Source organism: Streptomyces kanasensis, assembly GCF_043077165.1.
GTDB classification, from domain to species: Bacteria; Actinomycetota; Actinomycetes; order Streptomycetales; family Streptomycetaceae; genus Streptomyces; species Streptomyces changanensis.
In genome coordinates this window covers 337,263-360,879 of record NZ_JBIBSF010000001.1, presented here as the reverse complement: position 1 = coordinate 360,879, position 23,617 = coordinate 337,263, and the positions used below count along the sequence as shown (strand labels likewise).

General features: G+C 76.2%; 14 protein-coding genes and 1 pseudogene. 9 read left to right on the top strand and 6 right to left on the bottom strand.

Features of this window, described 5'->3' with window-relative positions:
- Positions 1-3: 3 nt before the first annotated feature.
- Entirely contained in the window at positions 4-3,792 is a 3,789-nt protein-coding gene (locus tag ACF053_RS01510) for a vWA domain-containing protein (RefSeq protein ID WP_391951901.1), read from the top strand.
- Positions 3,789-5,807: a hypothetical protein gene (locus ACF053_RS01505; RefSeq protein WP_391951900.1), complete on the top strand. Its 2,019-nt coding sequence runs from the start codon at positions 3,789-3,791 to the stop codon at positions 5,805-5,807. The genes ACF053_RS01510 and ACF053_RS01505 overlap by 4 nt, the downstream gene beginning before the upstream one ends.
- A 60-nt stretch (positions 5,808-5,867) precedes the next feature.
- On the opposite strand, the gene ACF053_RS01500 is transcribed toward ACF053_RS01505, so the two are convergent.
- The 3 genes and pseudogenes from ACF053_RS01500 to ACF053_RS01490 form a co-directional block, all read right to left on the bottom strand.
- Positions 5,868-7,154 carry an alpha/beta hydrolase family protein gene (locus ACF053_RS01500; RefSeq protein WP_391951899.1) on the bottom strand — a complete coding sequence of 429 codons (1,287 nt, stop codon included), beginning with the start codon at positions 7,152-7,154 and terminating at the stop codon, positions 5,868-5,870.
- Between the two features lie 112 nt (positions 7,155-7,266).
- Entirely contained in the window at positions 7,267-8,988 is a 1,722-nt protein-coding gene (locus ACF053_RS01495) for an acyl-CoA dehydrogenase family protein (RefSeq protein WP_391951898.1), read from the bottom strand.
- Between the two features lie 275 nt (positions 8,989-9,263).
- Positions 9,264-9,824: pseudogene (locus tag ACF053_RS01490) on the bottom strand (PadR family transcriptional regulator); the annotation flags it as partial.
- Positions 9,825-10,068: 244 nt separating this feature from the next.
- Between ACF053_RS01490 and ACF053_RS01485 the strand changes: the two are divergent.
- The 3 genes from ACF053_RS01485 (at position 10,069) to ACF053_RS01475 (ending at position 15,731) form a co-directional block, all read left to right on the top strand.
- Entirely contained in the window at positions 10,069-11,244 is a 1,176-nt protein-coding gene (locus ACF053_RS01485; protein WP_391951897.1) for a carboxylate-amine ligase, read from the top strand.
- A gap of 177 nt (positions 11,245-11,421) precedes the next feature.
- Positions 11,422-13,209 carry an N-acetylglutaminylglutamine amidotransferase gene (locus ACF053_RS01480; protein WP_391951896.1) on the top strand — a complete coding sequence of 596 codons (1,788 nt, stop codon included), beginning with the start codon at positions 11,422-11,424 and terminating at the stop codon, positions 13,207-13,209.
- Entirely contained in the window at positions 13,182-15,731 is a 2,550-nt protein-coding gene (locus ACF053_RS01475; protein ID WP_391951895.1) for a S9 family peptidase, read from the top strand. Before ACF053_RS01480 ends, ACF053_RS01475 begins: the two co-directional genes overlap by 28 nt.
- 145 nt (positions 15,732-15,876) lie before the next feature.
- Here the strand turns inward: ACF053_RS01475 and ACF053_RS01470 are convergent, their stop codons facing one another.
- Positions 15,877-16,341: a hypothetical protein gene (locus ACF053_RS01470; RefSeq protein WP_391951894.1), complete on the bottom strand. Its 465-nt coding sequence runs from the start codon at positions 16,339-16,341 to the stop codon at positions 15,877-15,879.
- 729 nt (positions 16,342-17,070) lie between these two features.
- On the opposite strand from ACF053_RS01470, the gene ACF053_RS01465 reads away from it, so the two are divergent.
- Positions 17,071-18,258 carry a spore photoproduct lyase family protein gene (locus tag ACF053_RS01465; RefSeq protein WP_391951893.1) on the top strand — a complete coding sequence of 396 codons (1,188 nt, stop codon included), beginning with the start codon at positions 17,071-17,073 and terminating at the stop codon, positions 18,256-18,258.
- 83 nt (positions 18,259-18,341) lie between these two features.
- On the opposite strand, the gene ACF053_RS01460 is transcribed toward ACF053_RS01465, so the two are convergent.
- A complete protein-coding gene (locus ACF053_RS01460) occupies positions 18,342-18,947 on the bottom strand; it encodes a mycothiol transferase (RefSeq protein WP_391951892.1) in 606 nt (201 codons plus the stop codon).
- A gap of 111 nt (positions 18,948-19,058) precedes the next feature.
- Between ACF053_RS01460 and ACF053_RS01455 the strand changes: the two genes are divergently transcribed.
- The 3 genes from ACF053_RS01455 to ACF053_RS01445 all read left to right on the top strand — a co-directional run bounded on the left by ACF053_RS01455 (position 19,059) and on the right by ACF053_RS01445 (position 22,615).
- Positions 19,059-20,123 carry a RimK family alpha-L-glutamate ligase gene (locus tag ACF053_RS01455; protein ID WP_391951891.1) on the top strand — a complete coding sequence of 355 codons (1,065 nt, stop codon included), beginning with the start codon at positions 19,059-19,061 and terminating at the stop codon, positions 20,121-20,123.
- Between the two features lie 384 nt (positions 20,124-20,507).
- On the top strand, positions 20,508-21,092 hold the full coding sequence (locus ACF053_RS01450; RefSeq protein WP_391951890.1) for a carbonic anhydrase: 585 nt from the start codon (positions 20,508-20,510) through the stop codon (positions 21,090-21,092).
- 14 nt (positions 21,093-21,106) lie between these two features.
- Positions 21,107-22,615 carry a SulP family inorganic anion transporter gene (locus ACF053_RS01445; RefSeq protein WP_391951889.1) on the top strand — a complete coding sequence of 503 codons (1,509 nt, stop codon included), beginning with the start codon at positions 21,107-21,109 and terminating at the stop codon, positions 22,613-22,615.
- A gap of 220 nt (positions 22,616-22,835) precedes the next feature.
- Here ACF053_RS01445 and ACF053_RS01440 read toward each other — a convergent pair whose 3' ends face one another.
- Positions 22,836-23,576, bottom strand: coding sequence for a S1 family peptidase (locus ACF053_RS01440; RefSeq protein WP_391951888.1), 741 nt, complete (start codon positions 23,574-23,576; stop codon positions 22,836-22,838).
- Positions 23,577-23,617: the final 41 nt, after the last annotated feature.

Genomic DNA, 23,617 nt, shown 5'->3' with positions numbered 1-23,617 from the left:
GCCGTGACCCTCTCCCCCGACGAGGCCGTCACCGCCCTCACCGACCCGGCCGGCCCCTACCTCATCGGCGTCCGGCACCACGCGCCCTCCCTGGCGGCGGTGGTCCCCGCCCTGCTGGAGGAGGCCGCACCGGACGTGCTGCTGGTGGAACTCCCCGCCGAGATGGGGGAGTGGCTGCCGTGGCTCGCCCACGAGGGGACGCACGCCCCCGTCGCCCTGGCCGCCGTGCCCGGTGGCCGGGGCGGCCCCGGCGAGGGCGGCGCCGCACCCGCCTTCTACCCGTTCGCCGACTTCTCGCCCGAACTGGTCGCCGTGCGCTGGGCCGCCCGGCACGGCGTCCCCGTGGTCGCCTGCGACCTGCCGCTCGCCGACCCGGCGTGGCGGGCGGCCACCGCCCCCGCCCCGGGCCGGACCGCGCCGGGACTCCACGACGCGCTGCGCGCCCGCCTCACCGGCCGCCCCGGCGACGATCTGTGGGACCGCCTCGTCGAGGCCACCGCCCCCGGCTCCCCACCGCACGCACTGCGCCGCGCCGCCCTCCTCACCGGCTGGGCGCTGCGCCGGGACTCCGCGGCGGCCGGCGGGGTCAGCCCGCTGGACCTGCGCCGCGAGCGGTGGATGCGTGCGGCCCTCGCCGCCGCCACGGCGAACGGCGAACGGGCGGCCGCCGTGGTCGGCGCCTTCCACGCCCCGGCGCTGACCCCCGCTCTCGCACCCCCCGACGACACTGCCGCGCCCCTCCCGGCCGGTGCGGCGGCCGGGGAAGGCGGCGCGGCTGGTACGGACGGCAAGGGCGGCGCGGACGGCACGGGCGGTGGCGGTTCCCCGTGGACGACGTCGCTCGTGCCCTACACCTACGCCCTGCTCGACGCGCGGTCCGGATACCCGGCCGGCATCCGTGACCCCGAGTGGCAGCACCTCGTCCTGACGGCCGCCCAGGACCCCGCCGCACTGGAGGACGCCCTGGTCCGGGCGGCGGTGCGGATCTGCGCCGAACTGCGCTCCCTGGGCCACCCGTCCGGCCCGGCCGACGCCCGCGAGATCAGCCGCCTGGCCGGCGACCTCGCCCGGCTGCGCGGACTGCCCGCCGCGGGCCGCGGCGAACTGGTCGAGGCCGTGCAGACGGTACTCGCACAGGGCGAGCCGTACGGCAGGGGACGGGCCGTGGCGCGCGCCATGGAGCGCGTCCTCGTCGGCGACCGCTGCGGTCGCCTCGCGCCGGACGCGCCCCGCAGCGGCCTGGGGCCGGCGGTCGAGGCCGAAGTGGCCGCGCTGCGGCTGCCCGGCCCCGGTACCCGGGCGGCCGACCCCGTGGACCTGCGGCTCGACCCGCTCCGCTCCGACCTCGACCGCCGCCGGGAACTGCTGCTGCACCGGCTCGGCGTGTGCGGCGTGCCGTACGCGGAGGCCCGCGAGGTCGCCGGTACGGGAGGCGGCGACGCCCTCACCTCCCGGTGGGAGGTGCGCTGGACGCCCGCCACCGCGGCGGTCCTCGCGGCCGCCGGGGCCCGCGGGGTGACGCCGGCGCAGGCCGCCGAAGGGGTACTGCGCGAAGGCCGCCGCGCCGAGGCCGCCGACGGCGGACCCACGGCCGCGCAGGCCCTCGCCGGGCTCGAACAGGCGGCGCGGTGCGCCCTGCCCGCGCTCGTCGACGCCCGCCTCGCCGAGGTCGCCGAGGTCCTGCCCGCGGCGGCCACGCTGCCGGAACTGCTCACGGGACTGTCCCTGATGGACCGCGTGCGCGCCGGGCACGTCCCCGGTCTCGACACCGACGACGACCGGCTGCGGACGGTGGCCGAGACGACGGAACTGCTCACCGCGGCCGCCGTCCGCCAGATCGACGGCCTCACCGGCTCCGAGGACCCCGCCGACGCCCGCGCCCTGGTCGAACTCGCCCACCGCGCCGACCTCCTGGGCGGTGTCCGGCCGGCCGCCGCCCTGGCGCGCCTCGCCGTCGACGGCTCCCCGCTGATGCGCGGCGCGGCCGGCGCCGTACGGGTCCTGCTCGGCCACGAGGAGGCCGCGCGGTTTGGCGCGCGCGCCGCCTCGTGGGTCGACGCGGCCGGGGACCCGCCGTCGCGCTCGGCCCTCACCGCGCGCCTCGCCGGGCTGCTGACCGCGGCGGGCCCCCTGCTGGAGACGGCCGCCGTGGCGCTGGAGCCGCTGCTCGACCGCGTCGCGGATCTCCCCGACGGGGCCTTCCTCACCCGCCTGCCCGCGCTGCGCGGTGGGTTCGACACCCTCAGCCCGGCCGCCCGCGACCGGTTGCTCGCCGTCGTCGAGGAGCGGCTCGGCGCGGGCGTCGCCGACACCGGCGACGTCGACCCCGCGGCCCTCGCGCTGTGGACCCGCGCGGACCTCGCCGCCCGCGCCGCGCTGCACCGGCTGGAACTGCTGCCCCCACCGGCGCCCGGGGCGACGCCCGGGACCGGCACGGCGCCCGGGACCGGCGCGAGGCCGGACGCAGCCACCCCACCGGGCCTGCCGGCGAGGCGGGGCACGGCGGTCGGGGCCCCGGCCGTACGGGGAGCCCCGCCGGCGCCGGAGCCCCCGGCGGGGCACGACACCGACGGGGACGCCGACACCGTCGCCCCGGCGCCCCCCACGCACGGGGGGAACGCGGCGCTCCCGGCGGACCCGGTGGACCCGGCGCTCCCGGCGGAACAGGCGGACCCGGCGGGGGAGCGGCGGCTGGCCGCGGCAGACCGCTGGCGGCTCGTGCTGGGCCGCCGTGCCGACCGGCTGCCGCCCGCGGCCGGCGCGCTCGCCACCGCCCTCGACGAGCTGTACGGCGCCGGGCGGGGCGAGGGAAGCCGGGGCGGCCGTCCCGGCGGACCCGGCGGTGGCCGCGAGGCACCGTACCCCGGTGTGCGCGAGTGGTCGCGGGAGCTGGCGGCGCTGTTCGGCCCGGGCGTGCGCGAGGAGGTCCTCGCGGCGGCCGCCGCGTCCGGCCGCGCGGACGTCCTCGCCGAACTCGACCCGCGCGGTGTGCGTCCCTCCGTCGAGCTGCTGCGCACCGTCCTGCGCCACGCCGGCGGACTGCCCGAGGCGCGGGTGGCCGCGCTGCGCCCGCTGGTGCGGCGCCTGGTGGACGAGCTCACCCGGCAACTGGCCACCCGTCTGCGTCCCGCGCTGCACGGCACGGCACTGCCCCGCCCCTCCCGCCGCCCCGGCGGCGGCCTCGACCTGGCCCGCACCCTGCGGGCCAACCTCGCGACGGCCCGCCCCGGCCCCGACGGCACGGTCGCGATCGTCCCGGAGCGCCCGGTCTTCCGCACCCGCGCCCGCCGGGCCGCCGACTGGCGGCTCGTCCTCGTCACCGACGTGTCCGGGTCCATGGAGGCGTCGACGATCTGGAGCGCACTCACCGCCTCGGTCCTGGCCGGGGTGCCGACCCTGTCGACGCACTTCCTGGCCTTCTCCACCCAGGTCGTCGACCTCACCGACCACGTCCACGACCCGCTGTCCCTCCTGCTGGAGGTGAGCGTGGGCGGCGGCACCCACATCGCCGCCGGGCTGCGCCACGCCCGTGAGCTCGTCACCGTGCCGTCCCGCACCCTCGTCGTGGTGGTGAGCGACTTCGAGGAGGGCTACCCCGTGGGCGGTCTCCTCGCCGAGGTGCGCGCCCTGGTCGGCGCGGGCTGCCACGTCCTCGGCTGCGCGAGCCTCGACGACTCCGGCCGTCCCCGCTACTCCACGGGCGTCGCGGCGCAGCTCGTCGCCGCGGGCATGCCCGTGGCAGCCCTCAGCCCACTCGAACTCGCCCAATGGGTAGGGGAGAAGATCTCATGAGCCCGCACCTGCCGGCCGTCGCCCCCGCGGTGACCGCCGAACTCGTCGCCGGGCTACCCCCCCGGCTGCGCAAGCGGCTGGACGGCGGCATCGCGAAGCTCTCCGCCCGCCCGGTCGTACGCGACGGCGACGTCGTCCGGATCGCCGTCGACGACGACACCGCGCTCGAACTGCACGCCCCGGGCGGCACGGTGACGACCGCCGAGGCGATCCGCTGCGGCTGCCTCCTCGCGCCGGCCTGTCTGCACCGCGCCGCGGCGGCCTCGGCGGCGCCCATCGCCGACGGCGACACGGGGCACGAGGCGGACCCCGTCACGGGCGCGGACCGTGACGGGAGCACCGGACCCCTCGGATCCACGGACGCACCCGCCGCACCCGCCGCGTCCGGCAGCCCGGACAGTCCCGCCCGCCCGAGCGCGCCCGACCGCCCCGACGGGTGCGGAGATCCCACGCGGCCCGACGACCCCACGCGGCCCGACGACCCCACGGGGCCCGGCGGCCGCACCCTCCCCGAGGGCCCCCACGACCCGGGCGCCACCGCTGACCCGCGCGCCACCGCCGAACAATGCGCTGCCGCCGAGGCGGTCCTGGGGGCGGCGGCCGCCGTGCTCGACACCGGTACCGACGGCGCCGGCGCGGTCGCCCAGGCGGAACTGCTCCGCGCCGCCCACGCCGCCCGCCTCACCGGACTGCCCCGCACCGCCGCCACGGCGGTCGCCGTGCTCAACGGCCTGCGTGCCGCGCGGTCGGCGGATCCGGCGTACCGACTGGCCGACCTCGCCGGGCGGCTGCGCGACCTGCTCACCACCGCGCACCGCCTGCCGTACGCCACGGGGACCGAGCTGGCGGACCTGCGGGGGACCGCCCGCCGCGCCTACACCCCCGAGGGGTCCCTCCGCCTCTACGGCCTGTTCTGCGAGCCCGTCGTCACGGCGAGCGGCTACGCCGGTGCCGTCACCTGGACCACCGATGCGGAGGGCCGGCTCCATACGGTGTCGGACGTCGCGCCGGGCGGTCCCGCGCGCGCCACCGGAGCGGCCGACCGCGCGGTACGCCTGGGCGACACGGCGCTCACCCACCGCCGACTCTCCCGCGAGGGCCTGGCGGTCTCCGGCGCGACCGTCTCCGCGGACGGCAGGCTCGGCGCCGGTTCCGGCGTCCGGGCCGTGCGCGCCCGGGGCGCCGGGTGGCACGAGGACCCACTCGACCGCCTGTGGGCCGTGCCGGTCGCCGAACAGGTCGCCTCGGCCCTGGCCGGCGAGCGGCACGGGCTGCTCTTCCTCGACCTCACCGTCGTCGGCACGGTCCGCGAAGCCGCCGGTGACTGCCTCCTCGCCGACTGCGGGGGCGTGACGGTGCGCCTCACCGCCGCCGACGACCATCCCGACCTCGCGTACCGGGAGAACCTCCGCCTGCTCGCCGAGACCCGCGGGACGCCGCTGCGCGCGGTCGCCCGCCTCGTCACGGCGTCCCACGCCCGTGCCGGGCTCCTGGCGGTGACGCACCCCACCGAGGCGGGGACCCGTCTCGACCTGGGCCTCGACCGGCTCCAGCGAGCGGACCTCCCGCCGTCGGCCACGACGAACGGGACCACCACGCAGCCCGGTTCCTTCCTGCCGGCCGGACCCACGACGCAGGCCGGAGCCACCGCGCCCGACGGGCCCACCGCGCCGGTCGGGCCGGCGGCGACCGTGCCCCGTACCGTCGCCGACCAGTCCCCGCTGCACCTCCTGCGCCGCCGCGTGCACCAGGCGGTCTCCGGCGGGCGCCGGATGCTCGCCCTGGACCGGGACGCCGCCGCCGAAGCGCGGCACCTGCGCCGGCAGGGGCTCGCCACCGCGGCCGACCTCCTCGACCGGCTCCACGCGGCCGCCGCCGACCGCGGCCGCGACCCCTTCGGCCGCCTGCTCCCGGTGGACACCGGGCACTTCGCGCGGTCGTGGCTCGCGGCCGCCGTCTACGCGGACGAGGTCGACCGTGCCCTGTGCACGGCCGCCTGGGGCGGGGAGGTGTGACGGGACAGCCCTTCGGAGCACCCGCGGGGCACAGCCCTTCGGAGCACCCGCGGGGCGGGCTCAGGGCCGCCGGCGGTCGAAGAAGTCGACGACCAGCGGCAGGGCCCGCTTCACCGAGGTGTTGTGATCGACGGCCCCCACGTCGGTGAGCGCGTAGTCGGCGCGGCCGCGCTCCAGTTGGGCGACGCAGTGCCGGGCGTGCGCGAAGACGACGTCCTGGTCCCCGCTGCCGTGGAAGAGGTGCACGGGGACGTCAGGGCGCCAGTCGCAGGTGCGGTCCAGTACGCGCAGCCTGCGTGCGAGCTCGCCGTCCGGCTTCCTGATCCGGTCCAGGAAGGCGGGGGTGAACAGCTCGCGCGAGGTGGCAGGCAGTGCCTCCATGAGGTCCCGGGCGCTGTGGCGGCCGTCGAAGAGCTCCTCGATCCGCTGGTCGTACGGGGCACGGAACGCGTCGGCGGGCGCGTCGTACAGCCCGTACATGCGGTCCCAGGCGGTGGCGAAGTAGGCCAGGTACAGGGGCGCGTGGTCGACCGCGTCGTCGGCCGCCGCGGCCTCGAAGGCGCTCAACTCGAAGGGACCGGACACGGGGGCCAGCGCACCCGCCCGGAAATACGGGTCGCGGCCCTCCTCCTGGAGGGCCCGGCCCACCAGCATCGTCGCCGGGCCGCCCTGCGAGAACCCGCTGATCTGCACCTCGCGCGCCAGGTCGCGGCCGGTGCCCCGGGCGAGGGCGCGCGCGGCGCGCAGCCCGTCCACGGCGGCGGAGACGGTCGCGGCCGCATCGCCGTACGGGTGGAACCCCTCGCCCCTGCCGAGGCCGACATAGTCCGGAGCGGAGACCGCCCGCCCGGTGGAGGCGAAGAGGAGCGCCGCCCGCCGGTCGTTGGACGCGGGGTTGACGGAGGCCACCTCGTCGCGGTGGACGGTGGTGCCGTGCAGCCAGGACACGACGGGCAGGGAGGCGCGCCGGGTGTGCGGCAGGACGACGAGCTGGCTCGCCGTGGTGGGGGCGCCGGCGCTGTCGGTGGTGCGGTACAGCACGCGGTACCAGGTCGCCCCGTAGCGCACCCGTGAGGCGTCGATGCCCGAGTCCCGCAGGCTCAGCGACACCTGCGCCGCGGTCATGCCGCCCCCGGCCTCGACGGCCACGATCGTCCCCGGCGCGGCGGCACGACCGCCCCCGCGGGCGACCGTGGACGCGGTCTCCGCGGCCGACGTGGTGGTCGTGGTGGTCGCGGCGGTCGCGGCGGGGGCGGGCAGGAGCGCGACGGCGGCCACGGCTGCGACCACCATCGGGGCCACGACGCCGGGACGGGACCTCGACGGCTTGCGGTGGGTGGTGTCCATGACCCGATCCTGTCCCGTCGCGCCGACGGGCGACATGGGGCAGCCACCCCGGCGGACCGGGGGGCCGGCCACCCGGGGTTCACCCAGGGGACCGGCCGCCCACCCGGAGGGGCTACGGCGCCATCTCGTACGCGCCGGACAGCGCCTCGACGCGCTGCCAGACCCGGGCCGAGCGGTCCTCGTCGACGACCGGCCGCCGCACGGCGCCCAGCGCCCACACCTGCTGGGCCTCGGTGGCGGAATCCTTGCCGTGGAGCTCGACGGCGTGCGCGGAGAAGTCCCGCACGAGGACGGCGAACAGCTCGTCCAGCACGTCCTCGTCGAGTCCGGTCAGCCCCGCCTGCTCCAGGATCAGCTGGCCGTGGACGACCAGCGCGAAGAGCTGTCCGACGGCGAGGAGCAGATCGAGGTCGCGGCTCTGCTCCTCGTCGGGCGCGGCCGTGGTGACGAACGCGCACAGGGCGTCGGCCTGCTCGCGGAAACGGCCCACGTTGGGCAGGTGCGCGTACGCGTCGAAGGCCGGGCGCCAGTCGTGGAAGCGCACCGAGCCGAGGCCGCGGGCCGGGCCCTGGCGGAAGAGGAAGTCGTCGTCGGCCGCGTCGAGCCGGGTCGGCACGGGCGCGTACTCCGCCGGGTCGAGGAGGTGGTTGCGCAGGAACTTCAGGATGAGCGCGAGGTTGACGTGGACCGTGCCCTCCAGCTTCGGCAACCCGCGGATCTCGACCGCCGCCTGGGCGAAGTAGTTGTCCTTCTCGAAGCCCTTGGCGGCGATCACGTCCCACATCAGGTCGATGACCTTCTCGCCCTCCGTGGTCACCTTCATCTTCGTCATCGGGTTGAAGAGGAGGTAGCGGCGGTCGTCGGGGCCGGCCGAGCGGAAGTAGTCGACGGCGCGGTCGCTGAACAGCTTCATGCCGACGAGGCGTACGTACGCGTCGGTCAACTCCCGGCGCACGTGCGGGAACGCGGTGACGGGGCGGCCGTACAGGACGCGGTTGTGGGCGTGGGTGACGGCCTCGTACATCGCGTGCTCACAGATGCCGATGGAGGCGGTGCAGAGGTTGAACTTGCCGACGTTGACGGTGTTGAGGGCCGCGTCGAAGGCGGCGCGGCCGGTGTGCAGGACGTCCTCGGCGGCGACGGGGTAGTCCTCCAGGCGGAACTCGCTGACGTACTTGGAGGAGTCGACGACGTTCTTCACCAGGTGGTAGGCCGGGTGGCGGCTGTCGGCGGCGAAGAAGACGTACCCGTCGGGGCCCTCGACGTCCGTGCGGCGGCCGAAGACGGAGACGAGCCCGGCGGCGTTGCCGTTGCCGATGTAGTACTTGGAGCCGGTGGCCCGGAATCCGCCCTCGCCGTCGGGCTCCAGCAGCATGTCGGTGGAGTAGATGTCGGCGCCGTGGTTCTTCTCCGACAGGCCGAACGCGAACACCTCGCCCTCGGCGAGGAGCCGCGCGGCGCGCTCGCGGGCGGCGGCGTTGTCGCTCTGCCAGACCGGGCCGAGGCCGAGGATCGTGACCTGCCAGGCGTACCAGTAGTCGAGGCCGTAGAAGCCGAAGATCTCGTTGAGGGCGGCGATGCGGGCGGTGTCCCACCGCTTGTCGGCGTGGCCGTCGGCGGCGCCGGCCGGGGTGAGGAAGGTCGCGAAGAGCCCCTCCTTCGCGGCGAAGTCGAGGAAGTCGCCCAGCCACGCGCGGGAGCGGTAGTCCTCGATGATCCGGCGCTTGCCGCGGCTCTCGAACCAGTCGACGGTGGCCCGCAGCAGCCTGCGGGTCTCGGGGTCGAAGTGCGCCGGGTCGTAGGTGCGCGGGTTGAACAGCAGCGGGTCGGCCATGGGGTCCGCCTTCCTGGTGAGGGTGCGTGGATCGCGAGTGGAACGGAGTGGAGTGGTCTTGGGTGCCGCCGCCCGGTGCCGGTGCCGGTGCGCGGCCCCGGGCGTCGGGTGCGGACCGGCGGCGTACGCGGGCGTGCGCGGCCGCGCCGGCGGGGGAAGGGGGCCGACCGCGCGGCTCAGCCGCCGCCGGCCGGCTCGTCGACGTTCGGACCGCCGGTGGCCGGGCCCGCGGCGGCCGGACCGTCGGGGGTCGGACCGTCGCCGTTCGGACCGGCGGCGGCGAGGCGGCGCAGCGTGGCGAGGACGTCGTCGAGCCAGGCGATCGTCATCCGCTCGTACGCGATGCCGCCCCGCAGCACGACGTGCTGCAGCTCGCGCCCCGCGTCGGGCGCCGCGACGTCGGGCGCGGCGGTGTCCGGGGGCGGGAAGTCGCGCGCCTCTCCCGCGAGGTAGTGGGCGAGGCGGTCGGCGTGGGCGCGCCGGTGCCGCTCGACCTCCCGGACGAGCGCGGCGGGGTCGTCGAACGCGGCGCCCCGGATGCGTACGGCGAGGTCGTGGCGGAGGCTCTCGGGCTCGACCGGTTCGCGCAGCCACGCGGAGAGGGCGGCCCGCCCCGCGGCGGCGACCGAGTACTCCTTCTTGTCCGGGCGGCCCTGCTGGGGCACGTCCCGGACGTCGACCCAGCCGTCGCCCTCCATGCGCTTGAGGACGCGGTAGATCTGCTGGTGCGTCGCGGTCCAGAAGTGGCCGATGGACCGGTCGAACCGGCGGGCCAGCTCGTATCCGGAGCCCGGCTGCTCCAGGAGGGAGACGAGGATCGCGTGGTCGAGCGCCATGCCCCCGATCTTCTATGCAACTTGTTGCATAGACAAGCCGCGCGGCCCGGGTGAGACGCGGCTCACCCCGGGTCGGAGGAGGCGCCGGGAGGGCGGCCCGGCGGGACGCCGGGGCCCGCCCGGACGCCGCCGGCACCCCGCACGGCCGCCCGCGACGAAATGGGTCAGGCGTGTTGCCGGCGCTACGGGGCACCCGGGTGGGGCGAGCGCGGGTCACGCCGCGCACTGGTCAGGAGGAGTGACGGTGACGCTCAATGTGGGAGTGGAAGAGGAGTTTCATGTCCTGGAGGTGGAGACCGGCAAGCTGGTCCCCCGGGCCGGGGACGTGCTCCAGGGACTGCCCAAGGGCCGCTACACCACGGAGCTCCTGCAGTCGACCGTAGAGTCGAACAGCGACGTGCACAGCACGATGGACTCCCTGTGGGCCGACCTGATCGAGTCCCGGGGACGCCTCGGCGGCAACGCCACGGCCAACGGCCTGGCGGTCGTGGCGGCCGGGACCGTGCCCTTCGCCGGCACCGGCGCGGGCCGGGTGACACCCGACCGCCGCTACCGGCACATGGTCTCCGAGTACCGGCAGATCGCCGACGAACAGCTCATCTGCGGCACCCACGTGCACGTCGACGTCCCCGACCGCGACACCGCGGTCCGCATGATGTGCATGATCTCGCCCTGGGCGCCCGTCCTGCTGGCGCTCTCCGCCAGCTCCCCCTTCTGGGACGGGGCGGACACCGGGTACGCGAGCTGGCGCACCATGCTCTGGCAGCGCTGGCCCACCGCCGGCCCCGCCGGCTGCTTCGCCGACGCCGCCGCCTACGACGCCGCGGTCGCCGAACTGATCGACTCCGGCGTGGTCACCGACCCCGGGATGATCTACTACGACCTCCGGCCCTCCGACCACCAGCCCACCCTGGAGCTCCGCGTCTGCGACTCCTCGCCGAGCGCCGAGACGGTCGTCCTGATCGCCGCGCTCTTCCGGGCCCTGGTGATGCGCGCGACCACCCGCTTCGAGTCCGGCGGCACCGCGTCCGCACGCTGCGGCGGCCGGCACGAATGGCTGCGCGCGGCCACCTGGCGGGCGGCGCGCTCCGGTCTGGAGGGCGACCTGATCGACCCGGTCTCCCGCCGCCCCGCCCCCGCGGCCCGCGTCGTCCGCACCATGCTGGCCCGCCTCCGCCCCGAGCTGGAGGCGTGCGGCGACTGGGAGACCGTGCGGGAACTGAGCGAGAAGGCCCTCGCCGACGGCAGCGCCGCGCACCGCCTGCGCCGGACCGCCGCCCAGGACGACCTGCTCGCCTGCGTGGACGAGCTCATCGCGCTGACCCGCGGCCCGGGCGGCCGCCGCGACCACGGCCCGGCCTCCGCGAGGACCGCCCGGGCGGGTCTGCGCCGCGGCCCCGTGGAGCCCATCGGCGGCTGACCGCGCCCGCGCCACGGCCCCCGGACCACCCGGCCGGGCCGCCATGTACGAGGAAGTCACGAGAAGGAGGATCCGCATGTCCGGCGATACCACACCCCAGGGTCGCCCGCCCGCCGGAGGCATACGACAGCCCGGCCACGAGGCGGCCGAGGCGCTCCACCCGGGGGGTGACACGCGATGTGCGGCCTGAGCGGTGAGATTCGGTTCGACGGCGGCCGCCCCGACGTCGACGCGGTACGGCGCATGAACGACCGCCTGGCCCCCCGCGGCCCCGACGGCGAGGGCCTGTGGAGCAACGGCCCGGTCGCCCTCGGCCACCGCCGGTTGAAGATCATCGACCTGTCCGACCGGGGCGCCCAGCCGATGACCGACGGCTCCGACGCCGCCGCGACCGGCGTCTTCAACGGCTGCCTGTACAACTACCAGGAGCTGCGGCGGGAGCTGCAGGGCCTCGGTCACCGCTTCGTGTCCACCTCGGACACGGAGGTGCTGATCAAGGCGTACCTGGAGTGGGGCGTCCAGTGCGTCGACCACTTCCTCGGGATGTTCGCCTTCGCCCTCGTCGACCACCGCACCGGGCAGGTCGTCCTCGGCAGGGACCGGCTCGGCATCAAGCCGCTGTACCTGGCGCCCGGCCCCGGGCGGCTGCGGTTCGCCTCCTCCCTGCCCGCCCTCCTCGCCGCCGGCGAGGTGGACACCTCGATCGACCCGGTCGCCCTCCACCAGTACCTCACCTGGCACGCGACCGTCCCCGCCCCGCGCACGATCCTCAACGGCGTGGCCAAGCTCCCCCCGGCCACCGTCCGCGTGGTCGAGACGGACGGCACGTACCGCGACCGCCACTACTGGCAGCCGTCGTACACCCGCCGCCCCGAGCACGACGGGATGACCACGGACGAGTGGCGGGACGCCGTGCTGGAGGCGCTGCGCGTCGCCGTCCGCCGCCGCATGGTCGCCGACGTGCCCGTGGGCGTGCTGCTCTCCGGCGGTCTCGACTCCAGCCTGGTCGTGGCGCTCCTCGCCGACGAGGGCCAGCGCGACCTCGCCACGTTCAGCGTCGGCTTCGAGTCGGCCGGCGGGGAGCAGGGCGACGAGTTCCACTACTCACGGCTCATGGCCCGCGAGTTCGCCACCGACCACCACGAACTGATGGTGCCGTCCACCGAGGTGTCGGGCGCGCTCGACGCCGCCGTCGCGGCCATGGCAGAGCCGCAGGTGAGCCATGACGTGATCGCCTTCCACCTGCTGTCCCGGCAGGTGTCCGAGCACGTCAAGGTGGTGCAGAGCGGCCAGGGCGCCGACGAGGTCTTCGCCGGCTACCACTGGTACCCCCGCCTCGCCGTGCCGGTGCGCGCGGACGCGGCCGACGCGTACGCGGAGGCGTACTTCGACCGTACGCACGCCGACCTCGCCCGCATCGTGCAGCCCCACATGCTCCCCGGCGAGGACGTCTCGATGCAGTTCGTCCGGGAGCACATGGCCACCCCCGGCGCCGAGACGGCGCTGGACGCGGCCCTGCGGCTGGACACCCACGTCATGCTCGTCGACGACCCGGTCAAGCGGGTCGACAACATGACCATGGACTGGGGTCTGGAGGCCCGGGTGCCCTTCCTCGACCACGAGCTGGTCGAGCTCGCGGCGGCCTGCCCGCCCGAGCTGAAGCTCGCCCACGACGGCAAGGGCGTGCTCAAGGAGGCCGGCCGCAAGCTGCTCCCGGCCGAGGTCGTGGACCGGCCCAAGGGGTACTTCCCGGTCCCCGCGATCAAGCACATGGCCGGACCGGTCCTGGAGCGGGTGCGCGAGGCGCTGGAGGCCCCCGCGGCCAAGGGGCGCGGCATCTTCCGGGAGGAGTACGTGGCGGAGCTCCTGGCGGCGCCCGAGGAGCACCGTACGAGGCGAGGAGCGAACGGCCTGTGGCAGGTAGCGTTGCTGGAGCTGTGGCTGCAGAAGCACGGCATCAACTGACCGGTCCCCGGCGGGACGAGGCTGACGCCCCGGTCGCCGCCCCCTCGACCGTCCTCCTGGCACCGGCCGAGGGGGCCCGGGACGAACCGGTGCGGTTCACGGCGCACGGCTGCTGGTACCCGTCGGCCGACCCGTACGGCGCACAGGTCGCGTTCGTCTGCGACCGCGGCGGCGTGCCCCAGCTGTGGACCGGACCGGTCGACGGCGGCGAGGCGCACCTCCTCGACGCCGGCCCGGACCCCGTGTCGGAGGTCGCGTGGTCGCCCGACGGGCGGTGGATCGCCTACACCACCAGGCCGGGCGGCGGCGAGCACTCCCGTGTGCTGTGCGTACGCCCCGACGGCACCGGGCGGCGCGTCCTCGCGGGCGCCGAACCCGGAACCTCCGCCTACCTGGGGTGCTGGCTGCACGACGGGTCCGCCGTGGCCGTCACGGTCGCCGCCCCCGCGGAGGGGACCGGGCACGCGCCCGGCGAGTCCGCGCCGGGGGAGGCGGAGCCGGCCGATCCGTCCGCCGTCGGGCTGCCGGCGGGATGGCGGGACCGCGACGGCCGCGCCGTCCTCCTCGGCGGGGCGCACCACGGGGACGTCGCCCCCGCCGTCCGGCCGCCGACCGTCCTCCTGCCCGACGGGACGGCGTCCCGGCCGGCCACCCACGCGCGGTACGACGACCTGTTCACCGGAGCGGCCGTGCGACCGGCGGACGGTGCCCTCCTCGACGGGACCGCCGTCGACGGGGCGTACCGCGACGGGATCCTCCTCGACGGGACGCCCTCCGACACGACGCGGCTCGACGGGACGCTCACGGGGACGGCCCCCACCGGGCCGGGCCCCGAAGGGCCGACCGTGCGGGCGGGCAACGGTCTCGCGGCCTACCTCGTGGACCCGGACGGTGTGGCGGCGCCGGCCCTGGTGGCCGTCGAGCGGACGGCCGCCACCCTGCGCATCTGCGACGTCAGCCGCGACGGACGGCTGGCCGTCCTGCGGCGCGGCCCGCGCAACCGGCGGGAGGCCGTGGTCGTCCGCCTGTCCGACCTGGGCACGGCGGCCGCCGTCCCGGTCGCCGACGGGGACCCGTGGATCGGCGCCTTCTCACCGGACGGGCGGCGGCTGTGGCTGCGCAGTGACGTCGACCGGGAGTTCGCCGCCCTGCTCGCCGCCGACCTGGCGCCCGACGGGAGCGTCACCCGGTTGTCGGTGGCCGCCGAGCGCGACGGTGTCGACCTGGAGCTGCTCACCGTGGACCCGGAGGGCCGCGGCGCCTTCCTCGCCTGGAACGACGGCGGCCTGAGCGAGCTGGAGTTCCGCCCGCTCGCGGACGCCCCGGACGCCTTGAGCGCTTCGGGAGCCCCGGGGCTCCCGGGCGTCCCGGGAGCCCCGGAAATGCCGGCACCGTCGGACGCCCCGAACGACCTGGCTGCCCCAGCCACCCCAGCCACGCCGGGAGCCCCGGACACCCCGGACGTGGGGGAGGGGACCGGTGATCCGAACGGGCCGAGGAGCGTGGTGGCGGCCGGGCGCGGGGTCGCCCTCCCCCACGAGGTGGCCACCAGGGTCGCGCCCGCCGGCACGGGCGGCGCGGCCGTGATCGCGCTCAGCGGTTCGCAGCGCCGTCCCGGCGTCTGGTGGCTGCCCGGCGCCGGGGAGCCGCTGCGGACGCCGTGGTCGTCGCGCGACGAGGAGGCGGTACCGCCCGGCCGCCTGCCCACCCGCCCCGTCCGCCACCGGTTCACGGCGCGCGACGGGACGCCGCTGAGCGGCTGGTACTACCGCGCCCCCGGACGCGGCCCCCACCGGCCCGCCCCCTGTGTGATCCACCTGCACGGCGGCCCGGAGGAGCAGGAGCGGCCCGTCCTCGACCCGCTCTACCACGAGCTGCTGGGCCGCGGCTTCGACGTGTTCGCGCCGGACGTGCGCGGCTCCTCGGGCCACGGGCGGACCTTCGTCGACGCCGACCTCGGCACCGGCCGGTTCGCCGCGATCCAGGACGTCGCCGACTGCGCCGCGCACGCCGTCCTCGCCGGTCCCGCGGACCCGGCGCGGCTGGGCGTGATGGGCCGCTCGTACGGTGGCTACCTCGTCATGGCTTCCCTGGTCTGGCACCCGGAGCTGTTCCGCACGGGCGTGGCCGTGTGCGGCATGTCCGACCTTCAGACGTTCTTCGCCGGGACGGAGCCGTGGATCGCCGAGTCCGCCGCCCACAAGTACGGCCACCCCGAGCGGGACCGCGAGCTGCTGCGGTCACTCTCCCCGCTCCACCGGATCGACGCCCTGCGCGTCCCGGTGCTGGCCGTCCACGGCGAGCACGACACGAACGTGCCGCCGGGGGAGTCCGAGCAGTTCGTCCGGGCGGCCCGCGACCGCGGGATCCCCGCCGAGCTGCTGACCCTCCGCGACGAGGGGCACGACTTCCAGCGGGCGGACAACCGACGCCACTTCCGCCGGACGGCGGCCGACTGGCTGGAACGCCACCTGGTCGGCGGGGGCGGCGGCACCGCGCCCTTCGGGCACGGCGAGGAGTGAACCGCGCCCTTCGGGCACGGCGAGGAGTGAACCACGGCCCGTACCGCCCGCCGGACCCCCGTGTGTCCGGCGGGCGGCGGTCGGGCCGGCGGCGGGGCCCCGCGCCCGGAGCGACCGGAGCGGGACCCCACCGGCATGGTGGCGGCTAGCGCACGTGGTACTGGCCCTTGGCGTGGACCGTCACCGACACGTTCTTGCCGGCGATGAGCTGGACCCGGTGGGTCTGGCCCGTGGTGTTGTGCCACACGAGGGCGGTGTTGGCGCCGGGGTGGACCCAGCCGGAGCAGCCGAGGTCCCACCCGCCGCCGAACGGCTCCACGCAGAACCGGACCTTCTTGCCGCCCGAGGACACCAGGTCGACGTCAACCCGCTGCCCGGGGTGCACGGTCAGCTGTCCCGAGCAACCGGTGTAGGCGATGCCCCCGGTGATCAGGCAGTCCAGGGTGTGCGTCGCGGCCTGGGCGGGGGCGGCGGAGGCGAGGCCGCCCGCCACGGTGAGTGCGGTGAGGCCCGCGAGCACCGCCCTGCGCAGGCGCCGGGCCGGGCGGGCGGGACCGCTCTCGGCGGAGGCGCGGTGGGTCGGGACGAGTGAGGTGGCGTTGGCGTTCATGGGTGTGCTCCTTCTTCCGGGCAGGTCGACTGCCGGCGGGACGGATGGGTGGGGCGGCCCGGCCCCGTGGCCGGGCCGCCGGTGAGACGGGTGTGCTGCCGTCCGTGACGGCGCCGGGGTGGTCGGCCACCGGCGCCGCGGGGGAGGCCCCCCAGGAGGAGGCCCCCGTTCGGACAAGCCGCCGTCCAGCGCGGAATCCCGGTGGTCCGGGCCGCTGGGGGGCGGTGAGCACCATGGGAGCAGCCCGCCGAGAAGCCGGACAAGCGGGTCCCGGCCGCTTCACCGAACTCGGGATCCCGACCGCTCTGACCTGCTGGGACACGCCCGTCCCGGGACGGGGCGGGGCGCCGGGAAGGGCGCGGCGCGGCGGGGAGTGGGGGAGGGGCGGGCACTCGTTCCCGGGCAGGGACCCTTTCCCACTCCCCGGCTCCGGCCCTGGCCCCGGCCCCCGGCTCCGGCCCTGGCCCCGGCCCCCGGCTCCGGCCCTGGCCCCGGCCCTGGCCCCGGCCCCCGGCCCCGGCCCCGGCCCCGGCCCCGGCCTGGGGCGCGCCGCACTGCCTTCCGCCCGCTCGCCGCCACGCCCCGGGTGATGCCTGGGCCCCTCCGCCAGCGTGTCCGATTTCGTACAGTAGGGAGTGGCTCGCCCATTCCCGGTGCGAGCCCGGGCGGACCCTGCGGCGGCGACCGCGCGTCCTGCCCTCCCCCCGGCATCGGAGCTCCCCCGTGGTCATGCGGCATCCCCCCGACGGCGCGGACGACGGCCAGGAGGAACTGTTCTCCGTCGACGAGCTGGCGGCCGCCGCTCGGCCCCGTGACACGGGAGCGGCGCGGCGCCGCGCCTTCCGGGACTCGCCGGAGGCCCGCCGGATGCTCGACGTGACCGAGATCCACGCCGAACCCGCGGCGGCCGCCTCGCACCGGGGCCGGCAGATCATCGCCCGCTTCCCCGAGGCCCGCGTGCTGGAGACGGCCTCGCACTGGCGCATCCCCCACCTCCACGGCAACGAGGGCAACGCCGAGCGCTGGGTGCGGGTCAAGCGTCAGACGCTCGTCCTCGGCGAGCGCTCCTCCCTCACCACGCGCCCCAACGGCCGGTCGGCGGACTGGATCGCCCCCGGGCTGAGCAACGGGTGCGCGATGGCGTGCGCGTACTGCTACGTGCCGCGCCGCAAGGGGTACGCCAACCCCATCACGGTCTTCACCAACGTCGAGCAGGTCGTCCGCCACCTCGGCCGCCACGTCGCCGCCCAGGGCACGAAGCCCGAGCCGAACCAGTGCGACCCGCGGGCGTGGGTCTACGACATCGGGGAGAACGGCGACTGCTCCGTGGACGACCTGATCTGCGACAACACCGCCGACCTCGTCGCGGCGTTCCGCCGCTGGCCCACCGCCAAGGCGTCCTTCGCGACCAAGTTCGTCAACCCGGACCTGCTGGAGCTGGATCCGCAGGGCCGCACCCGCATCAGGTTCTCACTGATGCCCCACGCGGACTCCCGGACGCTCGACATCCGCACCAGCCCCGTCGAGCGGCGCATCGGCGCGGCGGCGGACTTCCTCGACGCCGGGTACGAGGTCCACTTCAACCTCTCGCCCGTGGTGGTCCGGCCGGGCTGGGAGCAGGACTGGGCCGAGCTGCTGCGGCAGCTGGACGACGTGCTGCCCGCACGCGTCAAGGAGCAGGCACGGGCCGAGGTCATCATGCTGACCCACAACGACCGCCTCCACGAGGTGAACCTCGACTGGCACCCGCGCGCCGAGGAACTGCTGTGGCGCCCCGACCTCCAGCAGCCCAAGCTCTCCCAGAACGGCGACCGGAACGTCCGGTACCGCAACACCGTCAAGTCCGCGTCCCTCACCACCCTGCGCGCCCTGATCGACACCGAGGCCCCCTGGCTCGACGTCCGCTACGCCTTCTGACGAGCCCCCCCCCGGCCGGTCAGGCCGGGGGAGGCGCGGGCGGGCGGCGCCGTCGTACCGGGGGGTGCCGGAGACGGGCGGGGTCAGCGTTGGGCGGTGGTGTCGGCGCCGTCCAGCGCCTCGCGGACGATGTCGGCGTGGCCCGCGTGGTGGGCCGTCTCGCGGAGCAGGTGCAGCAGGACCCGCCGCACGGGCCAGTGGACGGTCTCCGGCGGGGACCAGGGGGTCCGGGGCAGGGGCACCATGCGGTCCAGGTCCGGCAGCGCGGCGACCGCCTCCTCCGTCGCGCGGGCCGCGGCGGCGTACTGCTCCACCAGCCCGGTCCGCGCGTCGCCGTCCGCCATCCGGTACTGGTCCATGTCGAGCATCCCGTCCGGCAGCGCGCCGTCCGCCCGGACCATCATCTGCGTCCGCACCCGGTGGCCCGACGCCAGGTGCTTCACGATCCCGCCCAGCGTCAGTTCGCTCACCGTGCTCCGCCGGGCGGCCTGCTCGTCGTCGATGCCGCGGACGGTGATCAGCAGCAGCTCCCGCTGCTCGGCGAGGGCGCGCGGCAACTCGCCGCGCTCGCCGTCGGGGAGAGGGGGCGTGGGGCGGGGGGCCGTGGGACGGGCGGGTCCCGCGGGGCGTTCCGCGTCGTCGTCATGGTGGGGACGGCAGGCGCCGTACAGGTCGGAGCATGTCCGCATGGCGACGGCTCCGGGCGGTGCCGGACCGCAGTTACCCGCGCAGCGCCTTGATCGTTGTCGCTGGGGTCGCACGAGCACGTCGGCCGCGTCCGGTTGCCCCAGGGAGTTCCCGTGTCGATCCCCACCCCCGCCAAGAGCGCTTCCCCGACCGGCGATCCGGCCGGTGCCCCCTCCGCGTCACCCCCGTCCGGGTCGCCGTCCGGGGCGTCGACCGGGCCGGCGCGGGCCTGGCTGCTGCTGGGCGACCGCCTCGACCAGGACGACGTGACCCGCGAGCTGACCACCCATCTGGACGCGGCACTCGGCCCGGACTTCGCCGTGGTGCGCACCGGATCCCTCGTCATGGGCGTCCGCTCCGGGAGGCTCACCCTGAGCACCCTCACCGGCACCCACGTGGACCCGCCGGAGGTCGTCTACGCCCGGCTGCCCACCCCCCGGCTCAGCGCGGACCGCGAGATCACCCTGTTGCGGCACCTGCGGGCGATGGGGGCGCTGCTGCTCAACCCGATCGACGCCGTGCTGTCCTGCGTGAACAAGTTCTGGCACCTCCAGCAACTCGCCGCCGCCGGACTGCCCGTACCCGACAGCGTCACCTACGCGGACGCGCCGCTCGCCGCCGCCGTGGCGGCCAGCCCCTTCGAGCCGTGCGTGGTCAAGTCCGTGCGCGGCCATCGCGGCGACGGGGTCTTCCTCGCTCCGACGGTCGACGCCCTGGAGGACCTCTCCGGCTGTCTCCGACAGGAGGTGCCCTACCTCTTCCAGGAGTACCGCGCCTCCTCCCACGGCCGGGACCTGCGGGTCGTCGTGGTGGACGGTCGCGCCGTCTGGTCCCAGGTGCGCACCGCCCCGGGGCGGCGGCTGAAGGCCAACCTCGCCCGGGGCGGGACGGCCACGGCCTGCCCCGGGCGGTACCCGCAGGCCGAGGACCTGGCGTGCCGTGCCGCCGGGACCCTGGGGCTCACCGTGGCCGGCGTGGACCTGCTCTTCCTGCCGGACGGAGCGTTCGACATCTGCGAGGTCAACGCGAACGTCGCCTGGAAGGCGGCCGCGACCACCGTCGCCCCGGCCGTCGTCCGGGCCGTGTGCGACCGGCTGCGGCCGCCCGCGCCGGGCCGCCCCGACGGCCGTGCGGGCCGTGCCGCGGGGGCGGACTCCGGCACTCCGGCGCGGCGATGACCCCGGGGGCTGCGCCGGAGAGCTCCCGGGCCACCGACGCGCCCCTCCTCCGCCGCGGGCGCGGGGCGGTTTTCCGTCGACTTCTGGCCGTTTCCATTCGAAAACACCGCCTGTTCAGAAAGTCTTCACAGTCCGACCCCACCTGCGCCATTACTCTTCATTGACCTTGCTTTTAACTTTCCTTGGGTAAGCGCGGCGCGCTCCGCCGTGAAGGGAGGTGGTGGTCCGCAGCCGTACCCGTCGAGACCCGGCGTGACGGCCCGCCCCGGCCGCCTCCGCTTCCCACCGGTGCCGGGTGGCGTCCACCCCGAAGCCCCCGCCCGACGCCCCACCCCCCCCCGTCAGCCCGACGCGCCGTCAGCGCGCGCCAGGAGGAATCACCGCATGCAACCCCTCATCGACAACGCCCGCACGTTCGGACAGCGCCCTGAGGAGTTCGCCGGACTCGCCGAAGGCCAGTCGCCCGGCGTCCTGTTCGTCACCTGCTCGGACTCCAGGGTCGTCCCCGCCCTGATCACCGGAGCCCGCCCGGGCGAGCTCTTCGAGCTGCGCACGGCGGGCAACATCGTGCCCCCGTACGGCACGGGACGGCCCTCCGGTGAAGCGGCCACCATCGAGTACGCCGTCGAGGTGCTCGGCGTACGGGACGTCGTGGTCTGCGGCCACTCGCACTGCGGCGCGGTCGGCGCCCTGGTGCGCGGCGACGACCTGAGCACCGTCCCGGCCGTCCGTGACTGGCTCGCGCACGCGGCGCCGGCACCCGCCGGGCACCGCGCGGACGACGACCCGACGGTCGCGGGACCCGTGCAGAACCACGTGCTGGCGCAGCTGCTGCGGCTCCGCTCGTACCCGTGCGTGGCCCGACGCCTGCGCGAGGGGCGGATCACGCTGCGCGGCTGGTACTACGAGGTCCACACCGGCGCCGTGCGCGAGCACCGGGCGGCCACCGACACCTTCGAGTCCCTGTGAGGGGGGTGGGAACCGTGCGTGACCGCTTCCCCCACCTGCGGCAGGACGTCGCCGCCTCCCTGGTGGTGTTCCTCGTCGCCCTCCCCCTGTGCCTCGGCGTCGCCGTCGCCTCCGGCGTCCCCGCCGAACTGGGCCTGATCACCGGCATCGTCGGCGGCCTCGTCACCGGGCTGATGCGCGGCAGCAGCCTCCAGGTGTCCGGGCCGGCCGCCGGACTGACCGTGCTCGTCTTCGACGCCGTCCGCACGTACGGCCTGCCCGTCCTCGGTGTCATCGTCCTGCTGGCGGGACTGCTCCAGATCGCCATGGGCGCGCTGAAGTGGGGCCGTTGGTTCCGTGCCATCTCCCTCTCCGTGGTGGAGGGGATGCTGGCCGGCATCGGACTCGTCATCATCGCCGGCCAGCTCTATGCCGCCGCCGGCGTCGACGCCCCGGCCTCCGGTCTCGAGAAGGTGGCCCGGCTGCCGGGCGCGGCCGTCGAGGTCGTGGGCAGCCCGGCGGCCCTGGTGTCGTTCGCGACAGCCGCGGGAACGGTCGCCCTGATCGTCCTGTGGCGGCGGCTGCCGGGCCGGGTCCGCGCGGTGCCGGGCGCGCTCGTGGCGGTGGTCCTCGCCGCGTTCCTCACGTGGTCGCTGGACCTGCCGGTCGCCACGGTGGAGGTGAACGGCCTGCTGGACGCCGTCCAGCCCCCGGGGCTCGACGCGTTCGCCGAACTGGCCGGACCGGGCCTCGTCGGCACGGTCCTCGCCTTCGCCCTCATCGCCTCCGCCGAGTCGCTGTTCAGCGCGGCCGCCGTGGACAGGCTGCACGACGGGCCGCGCACCGCGTACGACAAGGAGCTCATGGCGCAGGGGGCGGGCAACACCGTCTGCGGCCTGCTCGGCGCGCTGCCGCTGACCGCGGTGATCGTACGCAGCTCCGCCAACGTCCAGGCGGGCGCGCGGACCAAGGCGTCCCGCGTGCTGCACGGCGTCTGGCTGCTGGTGTTCGCCGCCGCGCTGCCGGCCACCCTGGAGCTCGTACCGCTCGCGGCCCTCGCCGGCATCCTCGTCCACGCGGGGTGGAAGCTGATTCCCTTCCGGGGCGTGGTCACCCTGTGGCGCTCGCACCGCGGCGAGGCGGTCGTCCTCGTCGTCACGGCCGTGTCCATCGTGACGATCGACATGTTCCAGGGCGTCCTCATCGGCCTGGCGCTCTCCGTCGCCAAGGCCGCCTGGGACGCGTCGCACGTCAGGCTGGACGTCGTGGACGGGGGCACCGGGCCCATACGGGCGCGGCTCTCGGGGAACGCGACCTTCCTCCGGCTGCCGCGCCTCCTCGACACGCTGGAGGCCCTGCCCCGCGACCGCGGCGTCGAGCTCGACCTCTCCGGACTCCACCACCTGGACCACGCGTGCCGGGCCGCGCTGCGGTCCTGGGCGGAACAGCGGGGCGAGCCCGGCGGCGAGCCGGTCAGCATGACGGCCCTGCCGGCCCTGCCCCGTCAGCGGGACGGGCGGGAGGCGGTCGGCGCCGGCCGCTGACCGGTGCCGTGGTCACGACCGAGAGGCCGTGACCACGGCACACGGAGGCGGCGACCACGGCCGAGGGGCGGGGGGGGGGGGGGCGCCGGCCCCCCCCCCCCCCGGGGGGGGCCCCCCCCGGGGGGGGGGGGGGGCGGCCCCGCCCCCCCCCCCCCCCCCGCCCCGGTGGCCTCCCCCGTCGCGCGCGGCTCGTGGCGCGACGGGGGAGGGGGGAGGCCGGTCAGACGCCGGCGATGCTCTGGATCCAGGAGCGGTACGCGGTCACGTTCGTGTACGCGGTGGTGGTCTGCCGGTCGCTGGTGGAGGCGACGCCGACCTGCACGCCGTTCGCCATCATCGGGCCGCCGGAGTCGCCGCCGGCCGTGATGCCGTCGCCGCGGCGGGCGCAGATCGCCGAGCCGTTGTAGGCGTCGCGGCACCCGCCGCTCACGATGACGTTGGCGACCTTGAGGTACTGCGACTGGCAGTTGGCCTCGGAGCCGCACTGGGACGTCGCGCCCCAGCCGTACACCTGCACGGTCTGGTTGACGGACACCGAACCGGGCTGGCCGAGCCGGGCGTAGGTGCCCGAGACGGAGCGGTCGAGCCTCACCAGGGACAGGTCGGACGAGGCGTGGTTGTGGACGCTCACGCCGTTGGCGACCGTGCCGCCGCTGGTCTGGTCGAGGCTGCCGATGCGGAAGGACAGCCCGCCGCCGCCCACGCAGTGCTTGGCGGTGAGGATCCAGGTCGGGGCGATGATCGAGGCGCTGCAGGTCTGCCGGCCGTTGGAGAACAGGCGGGCCGCCCACGGGGCGTTGTTCGCGTAACCGCCGCCGATGATCGGCTGGACGGAGGTACCGGACACCGCGGCGGGCGCGCTCTCGACCGTGGGCACCTGGGCGGTGGCGGTGGGGGCGGCGAGGCCGAGGACGGTCATCGCGGTGGCGGCGAGCGCCGTAACCAGTCTGCTTGTTCGCACGTGCGTCTCCCTTGTGTGGGGGTGGAGGCGTCCTTCATGAG